This window comes from Terribacillus saccharophilus (genome assembly GCF_002272745.1).
In the GTDB taxonomy this organism is placed as follows: Bacteria; Bacillota; Bacilli; order Bacillales; family Amphibacillaceae; genus Terribacillus; species Terribacillus saccharophilus_B.
In genome coordinates, this window is record NZ_NPBD01000019.1 from 31,781 (window position 1) to 43,769 (window position 11,989).

Consider the following 11,989-nt stretch of genomic DNA (forward strand, 5'->3'; position numbering starts at 1 on the left):
GATTGCCTCCCCTCTTAGCGTTTTGTTTTCTTGTCGTCCGCTGCGTGTCCTCTGTACGTGCGAGTTGGCGCGAATTCACCAAGTTTATGACCTACCATATCTTCAGTAACATAAACAGGTACGTGTTTACGGCCATCGTACACAGCGATTGTGTGTCCAACGAATGTTGGGAAAATAGTAGAACGACGGGACCAAGTTCTGACAACTTGTTTCTTGTCGTCTTCGTTCAATTTGTCGACTTTCTTTAGCAAATGATCATCTGCGAAAGGTCCTTTTTTCAAACTGCGACCCATACATAAACCTCCCTTTGCGATATGGAGACGGGTGAAAATCCCCGCCTTGCTACCACATTATTTTTTACGCTTACGTACGATAAATTTATCGGACTGCTTATTACGTTTACGTGTTTTGTAACCAAGTGTTGGTTTACCCCAAGGAGACATTGGTGATTTACGTCCGATTGGAGCACGTCCTTCACCACCACCGTGTGGGTGATCGTTAGGGTTCATTACAGATCCGCGAACTGTTGGGCGTTTGCCTAACCAGCGAGAGCGTCCTGCTTTACCAATTACGATTAGTTCATGTTCCAAGTTACCAACCTGACCGATTGTAGCACGGCAAGTACCTAGTACTAGACGTACTTCACCAGAAGTTAGTCTTACAAGAACATATTTACCTTCACGGCCAAGGATTTGAGCTTGTGCACCAGCAGAACGAGCTAGCTGAGCACCGCGGCCAGGTTTCAATTCGATGTTGTGGATGATCGTACCAACTGGGATTGTAGCAAGCTCCATAGCGTTACCCACTTTGAAGTCAGCACCTTCACCAGAAATGATCTCAGTTCCTACTTCCAAGCCTTTCGGAGCAAGGATGTAGCGTTTTTCACCATCAACATAGTGAATTAGAGCGATGTTAGCAGTACGGTTTGGATCGTACTCGATTGTAGCAACGCGTCCTGGTATTCCATCTTTGTCGCGTTTGAAGTCGATAATACGGTATTGACGTTTGTGTCCACCACCTTGGTGACGTACAGTCAATTTACCTTGGTTGTTACGTCCGCCACGTTTGTGAAGCGGTGCAAGCAATGATTTCTCAGGCTTGTCAGTTGTAATTTCGGCAAAATCCGATACAGACATGTTACGACGTCCGTTAGTAATCGGTTTATACTTTTTAATCGCCATCGTTGTTTCCCTCCTTCTCTATTATTTCTTAAACACCTTCGAAGAAGTCAATTTCTTTGCTGTCTTCAGATAGTGTTACTACTGCTTTTTTACGATCTGGGCGGTATCCGCCGTAACGACCTTGACGTTTGAATTTACCTTTAAGGTTTTGAGTGTTCACTTGTTCCACTTTTACACCAAAGATTACTTCAACCGCTTGTTTGATTTCGATCTTATTAGCACGTTTGTCAACTTCAAACGTGTACTTCTTATCAACCATAAGGTCAGAAGAATGTTCCGTAATTACAGGGCGCTTAATAATATCACGTGGTTCTCTCATTATGCAAGCACCTCCCCTGCTTTTTCAGCTGCCTCTTTCGTTAAGATCAGCTTATCATGCGTAAGCAAGTCAAGAACGTTAACTTCGCTTTGTTTCAACACTTTTACGTTTTTAAGGTTGTTTGCAGAACGTACAACAGTTTCGTCTTTATCTGCAGTAACGATCAATACCTTTTTATCAACGTTAAGTGCATTAAGCATAGCAACGACATCTTTTGTTTTAGGAGCATCAAATGCAAGACTCTCTAGAACTACGATGTTTTCTTCTTGTACTTTAGAAGATAGTGCTGATTTAAGCGCTAGACGACGAACTTTTTTAGGTAGTTTGTAGCTGTAGCTGCGTGGAGTCGGTCCGAAAACTGTTCCACCGCCAACCCATTGTGGTGAACGGATGGATCCTTGACGTGCGCGGCCAGTACCTTTTTGACGCCATGGCTTTCTTCCACCGCCTCGTACTTCAGAACGTCCTTTTACTTTATGCGTACCTTGACGCATAGAAGCACGTTGCATTAGTACTGCTTCGTGTAATACATGTGTGTGTGGCTCGATACCGAAAACGGAATCGTTCAATTCGATTTCTCCGACTTGAGATCCGCTCTGGTTGAATAGTGCTACTTTAGGCATGATATATCCTCCCTTCGTATTGTGAATTAGTTACCTTTTACGGCACCTGATACTTTCACGTAAGATTTTTTCGCACCAGGTACGTTACCTTTAACAAGGATAAGGTTGCGCTCAGCGTCAACTTTAACGATTTCAAGGTTTTGAACTGTAATTTGCTCTCCGCCCATTTGTCCTGGTAGTGCTTTACCTTTGAAAACGCGCATAGGGTCAATTACACCCATTGAACCCGGTCTTCTGTGGTAACGTGAACCGTGTGACATTGGTCCGCGGGATTGGTTGTGGCGCTTGATTGCACCCTGGAATCCTTTACCTTTAGAAGTACCTGTTACATCTACTGTTTCTCCAGCTGCGAAAATCTCTACGCTAACCTCTTGTCCAACTTCGTGTTCGTCAAGAGCAGCGTCACGGATTTCACGAATGTAGCGCTTAGGTGTTGTGTTTGCTTTCTCAGCATGGCCTTTAGCAGGTTTGTTAGCGTTGTTTGCTTTCTGATCAGCAAATCCTAGTTGCAATGCGTTGTAACCGTCAGTTTCGACAGTTTTCTTTTGAAGAATTACGTTTGGTTCAGCTTGGATAACTGTTACAGCTTGAAGTTCACCACTTTCAGTGAATAGCTGTGTCATGCCGATCTTGCGTCCCAAGATTCCTTTCGTCATCCGTTACACCTCCTATTTTGTGTAAAATTATAGTTTAATTTCGATGTCCACACCGGACGGTAAGTCAAGTCTCATCAATGAATCAACTGTTTGCGGTGTAGGACTAACGATATCAATAAGACGTTTGTGAGTGCGCATTTCGAACTGCTCACGAGAGTCTTTATATTTGTGCACCGCACGTAGAATTGTGTATATAGATTTCTCTGTAGGAAGCGGAATCGGACCTGATACGTTAGCACCAGAACGTTTCGCTGTATCCACGATTTTTTCTGCAGACTGATCAAGGATTCTATGATCGTATGCTTTTAGACGGATTCTGATTTTCTCTTTTGCCATTATTTTCCCTCCTTTATCGCCCTTATTCTTTAGGACATTCTCAGCGGAAATTAACTTGACCACCCTGCCATGGCAAAGGGGCCTGGTGTGCCAACAACCTCCCGCATCATCGCCTTTAAATGACCAACATTATAATTATATAGAAAAAATGCGGTCAATGCAAGTCTTATCTAGTTTTACAGCTTAAAAGTCTGTATTCCTTCATAAGATGACACTTTATGTATTATACATAGGCTTTATGCTGTTTTCAAGTCATTTCGGCTTTTTTTACAATTTACTGGTGCTGCCAATCTTTGGGTCCGAATATATAAAAAAAACAGACAGCACGTCTGCTGTCTGTTTCTTCTATATTGTTATATCAGCTTACGCTTCGATAACAGATACAACGCCTGATCCAACAGTACGGCCACCCTCACGGATAGAGAAGCGAGTACCATCTTCGATAGCGATTGGAGAGATAAGCTCAACAGACATCTCTGTGTTATCGCCAGGCATGATCATTTCAGTACCTTCTGGAAGGTGAACTACGCCAGTTACGTCAGTTGTACGGAAGTAGAACTGTGGGCGGTAGTTAGTGAAGAATGGAGTGTGACGTCCACCTTCTTCTTTAGAAAGAACATAAACTTCAGCTTTGAACTTTGTGTGCGGAGTGATTGTACCTGGTTTAGCAAGTACTTGTCCACGGCTGATGTCATCACGGGATACACCACGAAGTAGAGCACCGATGTTATCGCCAGCTTCAGCGTAATCAAGAAGTTTACGGAACATTTCTACACCAGTAACGATTGTTTTCTTAGGAGCTTCGTTAAGACCGATGATATCAACTTCGTCACCGACTTTAACTTCTCCACGCTCAACGCGGCCTGTAGCTACAGTACCACGACCAGTGATAGAGAATACATCCTCAACTGGCATCATGAATGGTTTTTCTTTGTCGCGTTCTGGAGTTGGGATGTACTCATCAACAGCGTCCATAAGTTCGAAGATTTTAGCTTCGTAATCAGCGTCACCTTCAAGAGCTTTAAGAGCAGAACCTTTGATAACTGGTACATCGTCACCAGGGAAGTCATATTCGCTTAGAAGATCGCGAACTTCCATTTCAACAAGTTCAAGAAGTTCTTCATCGTCAACCATGTCGCATTTGTTTAGGAATACAACGATCGCAGGAACACCTACGTTACGAGAAAGAAGGATGTGCTCACGAGTTTGTGGCATTGGACCATCAGCAGCAGATACTACTAGGATAGCTCCATCCATTTGTGCAGCACCAGTGATCATGTTTTTAACATAGTCAGCGTGTCCTGGGCAGTCAACGTGTGCATAGTGACGAGTATCAGTTTCGTACTCTACGTGTGCAGTAGAGATAGTGATTCCACGTTCTCTTTCTTCTGGAGCACCATCGATTTGGTCGTAAGCCATAGCTGTACCTGAACCAGTTTTCTTATGAAGTACAGTTGTGATAGCTGCAGTTAGTGTTGTTTTACCATGGTCAACGTGTCCGATTGTACCAACGTTAACGTGGGATTTGGAGCGGTCGAATTTTTCTTTACCCATTAGTAATTCCTCCTTAAATATGGAAATATCTCATGTATTAGATAGTATGTTTCTTGTACTGCAGAAGCATGCGTGCACGCACGCTTCCAATACAAGTTATACTCGATTACTGGCCAAAAATCAATTATTGTCCAGCGTTTTTCTTGATAATTTCTTCTCCAACGCTTTTCGGCACTTCTTCATAGTGGTCGAATGTCATTGTGTAAGTTCCACGGCCTTGTGTGTTGGAACGCAACGCTGTTGCGTAACCGAACATTTCAGCAAGTGGCACATATGCATTAACTACCTGAGCAGGTCCACGTGTATCCATACCTTCAACACGTCCGCGACGGGAAGTGATATCGCCCATGATGTCTCCCATGTATTCTTCTGGGATAACAACTTCCACTTTTACAAGTGGCTCCAAGATGACAGGGTTACATTTGTTCTTAGCGTTTTTAAGCGCCATTGAAGCAGCAACCTTAAAGGCCATCTCGTTGGAATCGACATCGTGGTAGCTTCCATCAAATAATGATGCTTTAACGTCGATTAGCGGATAACCAGCCAATACACCGTTTTGCATTGATTCTTTGATACCAGCTTCAACAGATGGGATGTATTCACGAGGAACTACACCACCAACGATTTTATTTTCGAACTCGAAACCAGCGCCTTCTTCGTTTGGCTCGAATTTGATCCAAACGTGTCCGAACTGACCGCGACCACCGGACTGACGTACGAATTTACCTTCGACTTCAGCAGATGCACGGAATGTTTCGCGGTATGCTACCTGTGGAGCACCTACGTTTGCTTCTACTTTGAATTCGCGACGCATACGGTCAACGATGATATCCAAGTGAAGCTCACCCATACCGGAGATGATAGTCTGACCAGTTTCTGGGTTTGTTTCAGTTCTGAATGTAGGATCTTCCTCAGCTAGTTTACCAAGTGCAACGGACATTTTATCTTGGTCCGCTTTTGTTTTTGGTTCGATCGCAACAGAGATAACTGGCTCTGGGAATACCATAGACTCAAGGATAACTAGTGATTTTTCATCACACAGCGTATCACCAGTCGAAGTATCTTTCAAACCAACTGCTCCTGCGATATCACCAGCGTAAACTTTGGAAATCTCTTCACGAGTGTTTGCGTGCATTTGTAGGATACGGCCTACACGCTCACGCTTGTCCTTCGTAGAGTTTTTCACGTAAGAACCTGCTTCCAATGTACCAGAGTACACACGGAAGAAAGTAAGTTTACCTACGAACGGATCAGTTGCAACTTTGAAAGCAAGTGCACTGAATGGCTCGCTGTCGCTGGATTTACGTACGATCTTCTCTTCAGTACCAGGAACGATACCTTCGATAGCTGGTACGTCAGTTGGTGCAGGCAAGTAATCAACAACACCGTCGATTAGAAGCTGAACACCTTTGTTTTTGAATGCTGAACCACAGAATACTGGGTAGAATTCAACACTTAGAGTCGCTTTACGAACAGCTTGTTTAAGCTCTTCGTTAGAGATCTCTTCCCCTTCAAGGTAGCGTTCCATAAGATCTTCATCTTGTTCCGCTACTGCTTCAATAAGGTTCGTGCGGTATTCTTCCACAAGATCCTTCATGTCTTCAGGGATTTCACGAGTCTCGAAGTTTTGTCCAAGATCGTCAAGGTAGAAATGAGCTTCCAAAGTGATTAGGTCGATGATTCCTTCGAAATCATCTTCCGCACCGATTGGAAGTTGTACTGGGTGCGCGTTAGCGCCCAGACGTTCATGCATCGTCTTAACTGAATAAAGGAAGTCTGCACCTGTTTTATCCATTTTGTTGACGAACACGATACGTGGTACACCGTAAGTTGTAGCCTGACGCCAAACAGTTTCTGTTTGCGGCTCAACACCAGACTGTGCATCAAGCACAGCTACCGCACCATCAAGTACGCGTAGGGAACGTTCTACTTCAACAGTGAAGTCTACGTGTCCTGGTGTATCGATGATGTTGATACGGTGGTTTTTCCATTGAGCAGTTGTTGCAGCAGATGTGATAGTGATACCACGCTCTTGCTCCTGCTCCATCCAGTCCATTTGAGAAGCACCTTCATGAGTTTCTCCAATTTTGTGGATACGTCCTGTATAGAATAAAATACGCTCTGTTGCAGTTGTTTTACCGGCATCGATGTGAGCCATGATACCGATATTACGCGTATTTTCTAAGGAGAACTCTCTAGCCATACGGTCTTTCTCCTTCCTAGAGTGAATTTAAGATATATCTTACCAGCGGTAGTGAGCAAACGCTTTGTTTGCTTCCGCCATTTTATGCATATCTTCACGTTTCTTAACAGCAGCACCTGTGTTGTTAGACGCATCAAGAATTTCGTTAGCAAGACGCTCTTCCATTGTTTTTTCACCGCGTAGACGGGAATAGTTAACAATGTAACGAAGACCTAGTGCTGAACGACGCTCTGGGCGTACTTCAACTGGTACTTGGTAGTTGGAACCACCAACACGGCGTGCGCGTACTTCAAGTACAGGCATAACGTTCTTCATGGATGTTTCAAAAACCTCCATTGGATCGTTTCCACTACGTTCTTTAACTAGTTCGAATGCTGCATAAAGAATCTTTTGAGCTTTACCGCGTTGTCCGTCAACCATGATTTGGTTGATCAAACGAGTTACCAATTTAGAGTTGTACAACGGATCTGGCAACACGTCACGTTTCGCTACAGGACCTTTTCTTGGCATATATTCTCCTCCTTTCTGATGATGGTTATATTATTTTAGTCTTATTTTTTAGGGCGTTTAGTACCATATTTAGAACGACCTTGTGCGCGGCCGTCAACACCTGAAGTATCAAGCGCACCACGTACGATATGGTAACGTACACCCGGTAAATCTTTCACACGTCCGCCGCGGATCAAAACAACACTGTGCTCTTGCAAGTTGTGTCCGATTCCAGGAATGTAGGCAGTAACCTCGATTCCGTTTGTCAAACGTACACGTGCATATTTACGCAATGCGGAGTTTGGTTTCTTCGGAGTCATTGTACCAACACGAGTACAAACACCACGTTTTTGTGGAGAAGACTGGTTAGTCAATGATTTCTTGAAACTGTTGTACCCTCTGTTCAATGCTGGAGAGTCAGATTTCTTTGTTTTGCTTACGCGACCTTTGCGTACTAATTGATTAATAGTAGGCATGTTTTTTCCTCCTTTCAAAGCTTTTTTGTAATACCACACATCCAGGTGGTTCATTTTCGGGCAAAAAACAAAGCTTTCACGAGCTGAGCTAGCATCAGCTTCGCCAAAACTATCTTTTGATTGCCACAGTAGCTGTCCCTACATCTATGCCACAAGCTTCACCTAAGCGCTTCATAGAATCCACTTGGATCGCTGGTATGCCTAATTCTTCTGCCAACTTTCTTACCTGGCTGGTAATATACTCGGCAGCGTCATTTGCAATGACAACTGAGTTCACTTGGCCTTGCTTCATGGCCTTGAGTGTTTGTTTGGTTCCGATAACGATTCCCGTATTAGCTTGCGCTACTTTTTCATAAGACATATGCATATCCTCCAAAGTAAACAAGGAGAATCGGAAGCACCTTGATTATAGTATCACTCTAGTAAGCTGATGTCAATCACCTTAACGAGAGATTTACAGTGCTTCCGACAATTATTTTGTTTCCTTGTGTATTAGGGTTACCGTTACGGTGTTACAGTTTCGATTTCCTGACCTTCTGTTACTTCTTCAGGAGTATCAAGTTTCGCTTTGATCTTACGGTACTGCGGCATACCAGTACCAGCAGGAACAAGCTTACCAATGATAACATTCTCTTTCAAGCCGAGAAGTTCATCGCGCTTACCTTTGATAGCTGCATCGGTAAGGACACGAGTTGTTTCCTGGAAGGAAGCGGCAGACAAGAAGGAATCCGTTTCTAGAGAAGCTTTCGTAATACCAAGCAATACTGGTTTACCACTTGCTGGCTGGAAGCCTTCTCTTAGGACTTCACGGTTTGCTTCCCGGAATTGATGGATCTCAAGAAGTGAACCTGGCAGTACATCTGTTTGACCAGAATCGATAACACGCACTTTACGAAGCATCTGGCGAACCATTACTTCAACGTGTTTATCGCCGATTTCTACCCCTTGCATACGGTATACTTTCTGTACCTCTTTTAATAGATACTGCTGAACGCCAGCTACACCACGAACTCGAAGAAGTTCTTTCGGATCTACAGAACCCTCTGTCAGTTCTTGACCAGCTTCGATTGCGTCACCTTCAGCAACACGCAAGCGTGCACCATAAGGAGCAGTGTAAGTCTTCGTTTCAACTGTACCTTGAATTGTAACCTCTTGCTTCTCTTTTACATCATTGACCTCAATAACTGTTCCTTTGATCTCGGAGATGACAGCTTGACCTTTAGGGTTACGCGCCTCGAACAACTCCTGGATACGCGGCAAACCTTGTGTGATATCGTCACCGGCTACCCCACCTGTGTGGAACGTACGCATTGTAAGCTGTGTTCCTGGTTCACCGATGGATTGTGCAGCGATGATACCAACTGCTTCGCCTACTTCGACGTCGCTGCCAGTTGCAAGGTTGCGGCCGTAACATTTCTTACATGCACCATGCTTCGTGTTACATGTGAAGACAGTACGGATCGCCACTTCTTCGATACCTGCATCTACGATTAGTCTTGCTGTATCTTCACCAATCAATTCGTTCTTAGCAACGATTACATCACCTGATTCAGGATGTTTGATATTCTCGAACGCAGTACGCCCTACAAGGCGGTCATACAAAGGCTCGATCATTTCAGTTCCTTCAGTCAGTGCACGGACTCTAAGGCTGCGGTCAGTACCACAATCTTCTTCACGGATGATAACATCCTGCGCTACGTCAACAAGACGACGAGTCAAGTAACCGGAATCGGCAGTTTTCAGTGCTGTATCGGCAAGACCTTTACGCGCACCGTGTGTAGAGATAAAGTACTCGAGTACTGTCAGACCCTCACGGAAACTGGACTTGATCGGCAACTCGATGATTCGTCCTGCCGGGTTGGCCATTAGACCACGCATACCAGCAAGCTGAGTGAAGTTAGATGCGTTACCACGGGCACCGGAATCACTCATCATGAAGATAGGGTTACGGTTGCTCAAGGATTTCATCAGGCGCTCCTGAATGTCATCCTTCGCTTTAGACCAGATAGAGATAACACGGTCATATCGCTCTTCTTCCGTAATCAAACCACGACGGAACTGTTTCAACACTTTATCCACTCGGGATTGTGCTTCATCAAGGATCTTTGTTTTTTCTTTCAATACGACGATATCAGAGATACCAACCGTAATACCTGCTTTAGTGGAATAACTGAATCCAAGGTCCTTCATGCGGTCAAGCATTTTGGACGTTTCACTGATTTTGAAGCGTTTGAACACTTCTGCGATGATGTCGCCCAGGAAACCTTTCTTGAACGGGGAGATAATGTCGCGTTTCGCGATCTCCTCTTTGATATTCGCACCCTTCTCAACGAAGTAGTGAGCAGGTGTTTTTTCTTCTAAGTTCTCACGAGTCGGTTCGTTCATGTAAGGGAACGAGCTCGGCAAGATTGTATTGAAGATAAGTTTACCTACTGTTGTAAGCAGGATTTGGTTTTTTTGCTCTTCTGTGAACGTTTCATTGTTCAATGAACCGGCATCTACTGCTACACGAGTGTGCAAATGTACATAACCGTTCTGATAAGCAAGCATTGCTTCGTTTACATCTTTGAAGACTTTACCTTCGCCGATAGCATCTTCACGCTCAAGTGTTAGGTAGTAGTTACCTAGTACCATATCCTGAGATGGAGTTACGACTGGTTTACCGTCTTTCGGGTTCAAGATGTTCTGTGCAGCAAGCATAAGGATACGAGCCTCTGCCTGTGCTTCTGCTGATAAAGGAACGTGGACAGCCATCTGGTCACCATCGAAGTCAGCGTTATAAGCTGTACATACTAGCGGGTGAAGACGGATTGCGCGACCTTCTACCAATGTCGGTTCGAATGCCTGAATACCTAGGCGGTGAAGCGTAGGTGCACGGTTAAGCAATACCGGATGCTCACGGATTACTTCTTCGAGCACATCCCAGATTTCCGGATGAAGACGTTCGATTTTCCGTTTTGCAGATTTAATGTTATGTGCAAGGCCTTTTTCCACCAATTCTTTCATGATGAATGGTTTGAATAGCTCAAGCGCCATTTCTTTCGGAAGACCACACTGATACATCTTCAGATGCGGACCTACGACGATTACAGAACGTCCGGAATAGTCTACCCGTTTACCAAGCAAGTTCTGACGGAAACGCCCTTGTTTACCTTTCAGCATGTGAGAAAGAGATTTCAATGGACGGTTACCAGGACCTGTAACAGGACGACCGCGACGACCGTTATCGATTAACGCATCAACAGCTTCCTGAAGCATACGTTTTTCGTTTTGTACGATGATGCTAGGTGCACCAAGGTCCAACAAGCGTTTCAGACGGTTGTTACGGTTAATCACTCGACGATAAAGATCATTCAAGTCAGATGTAGCGAAACGTCCGCCATCAAGCTGTACCATTGGACGAAGCTCAGGAGGAATAATCGGAAGTACATCCAATACCATCCAAGAAGGTTCGTTTCCAGAGTGACGGAATGCTTCCATTACTTCTAAGCGCTTGATCGCACGCGTTCTGCGCTGACCTTGTGCTGTTTTCAATTCTTCGCGAAGTGCTTCCACTTCTTTCTCCAATTCGATATCTTGAAGAAGCTTACGGATTGCTTCCGCACCCATTTGAGCTTGGAACGTGTTACCGTATTTTTCACGATAGAGGCGATATTCTTTCTCAGAAAGAAGTTGCTTCTTCTCAAGTGCTGTATCACCAGCATCTGTCACGATATACGCTGCGAAGTAGATAACTTCTTCCAACGCACGAGGAGACATATCCAGTACAAGACCCATACGGCTCGGAATACCTTTGAAGTACCAAATGTGAGACACAGGAGCTGCTAGCTCGATGTGTCCCATACGCTCACGGCGTACTTTGGCTTTGGTAACTTCTACGCCGCAACGATCACATACAACGCCTTTATAGCGAACACGTTTGTATTTACCGCAATGACATTCCCAGTCTTTTTGAGGACCGAAGATACGCTCACAGAACAAACCGTCTTTTTCAGGCTTTAACGTACGATAGTTAATCGTTTCCGGCTTTTTAACTTCTCCGTAAGACCATGAACGAATCTTATCAGGTGAAGCCAAACCTATTTTCATAAACTCAAAATTATTTACATCTATCAAGGGGCCTACCTCCCTTTTAGTATCCCGTTACTGCTA

Annotated in this window: 12 protein-coding genes; all 12 read right to left on the reverse strand. The window is 44.4% G+C overall.

Translation table 11 applies throughout. The features are described from left to right. Nucleotides 1-14 precede the first annotated feature (14 nt). Nucleotides 15-293: a 30S ribosomal protein S19 gene (rpsS, locus tag CHH58_RS17415; protein WP_095231157.1), complete on the reverse strand. Its 279-nt coding sequence runs from the start codon at nt 291-293 to the stop codon at nt 15-17. Nucleotides 294-350: 57 nt separating this feature from the next. Then, nucleotides 351-1,181 (reverse strand): 50S ribosomal protein L2, encoded by an 831-nt coding sequence (gene rplB / locus CHH58_RS17420; RefSeq protein WP_095231156.1) that lies wholly within the window; start codon nt 1,179-1,181, stop codon nt 351-353. A 28-nt stretch (nt 1,182-1,209) separates the two neighbouring features. Beyond that, the gene (gene rplW, locus CHH58_RS17425) at nt 1,210-1,500 is read right to left on the reverse strand and encodes a 50S ribosomal protein L23 (protein ID WP_038565180.1); all 291 of its coding nucleotides are present in this window, start codon (nt 1,498-1,500) and stop codon (nt 1,210-1,212) included. After that, nucleotides 1,500-2,123: a 50S ribosomal protein L4 gene (gene rplD, locus CHH58_RS17430; protein WP_038565177.1), complete on the reverse strand. Its 624-nt coding sequence runs from the start codon at nt 2,121-2,123 to the stop codon at nt 1,500-1,502. The genes rplW and rplD overlap by 1 nt, the downstream gene beginning before the upstream one ends. A gap of 26 nt (nt 2,124-2,149) precedes the next feature. Next, a complete protein-coding gene (gene rplC / locus CHH58_RS17435) occupies nt 2,150-2,779 on the reverse strand; it encodes a 50S ribosomal protein L3 (protein WP_095220650.1) in 630 nt (209 codons plus the stop codon). 27 nt (nt 2,780-2,806) lie between these two features. Beyond that, nucleotides 2,807-3,115: a 30S ribosomal protein S10 gene (rpsJ, locus tag CHH58_RS17440; RefSeq protein WP_095231155.1), complete on the reverse strand. Its 309-nt coding sequence runs from the start codon at nt 3,113-3,115 to the stop codon at nt 2,807-2,809. 363 nt (nt 3,116-3,478) lie between these two features. Beyond that, nucleotides 3,479-4,669, reverse strand: a complete 1,191-nt coding sequence (gene tuf, locus CHH58_RS17445) for an elongation factor Tu (protein ID WP_095231154.1) — start codon at nt 4,667-4,669, stop codon at nt 3,479-3,481. A 124-nt stretch (nt 4,670-4,793) separates the two neighbouring features. Continuing rightward, complete coding sequence (gene fusA / locus CHH58_RS17450) at nt 4,794-6,872, reverse strand: elongation factor G (RefSeq protein WP_095231153.1); 2,079 nt, start codon at nt 6,870-6,872, stop codon at nt 4,794-4,796. Nucleotides 6,873-6,911: 39 nt separating this feature from the next. Then, nucleotides 6,912-7,382: a 30S ribosomal protein S7 gene (gene rpsG, locus CHH58_RS17455; RefSeq protein WP_095231152.1), complete on the reverse strand. Its 471-nt coding sequence runs from the start codon at nt 7,380-7,382 to the stop codon at nt 6,912-6,914. A 41-nt stretch (nt 7,383-7,423) separates the two neighbouring features. Next, entirely contained in the window at nt 7,424-7,837 is a 414-nt protein-coding gene (gene rpsL / locus CHH58_RS17460) for a 30S ribosomal protein S12 (protein ID WP_038565163.1), read from the reverse strand. A 109-nt stretch (nt 7,838-7,946) separates the two neighbouring features. Further along, nucleotides 7,947-8,198: a 50S ribosomal protein L7ae-like protein gene (locus CHH58_RS17465; RefSeq protein ID WP_095231151.1), complete on the reverse strand. Its 252-nt coding sequence runs from the start codon at nt 8,196-8,198 to the stop codon at nt 7,947-7,949. A 143-nt stretch (nt 8,199-8,341) separates the two neighbouring features. Continuing rightward, nucleotides 8,342-11,953, reverse strand: a complete 3,612-nt coding sequence (gene rpoC, locus CHH58_RS17470; RefSeq protein WP_095231150.1) for a DNA-directed RNA polymerase subunit beta' — start codon at nt 11,951-11,953, stop codon at nt 8,342-8,344. Nucleotides 11,954-11,989 lie beyond the last annotated feature (36 nt).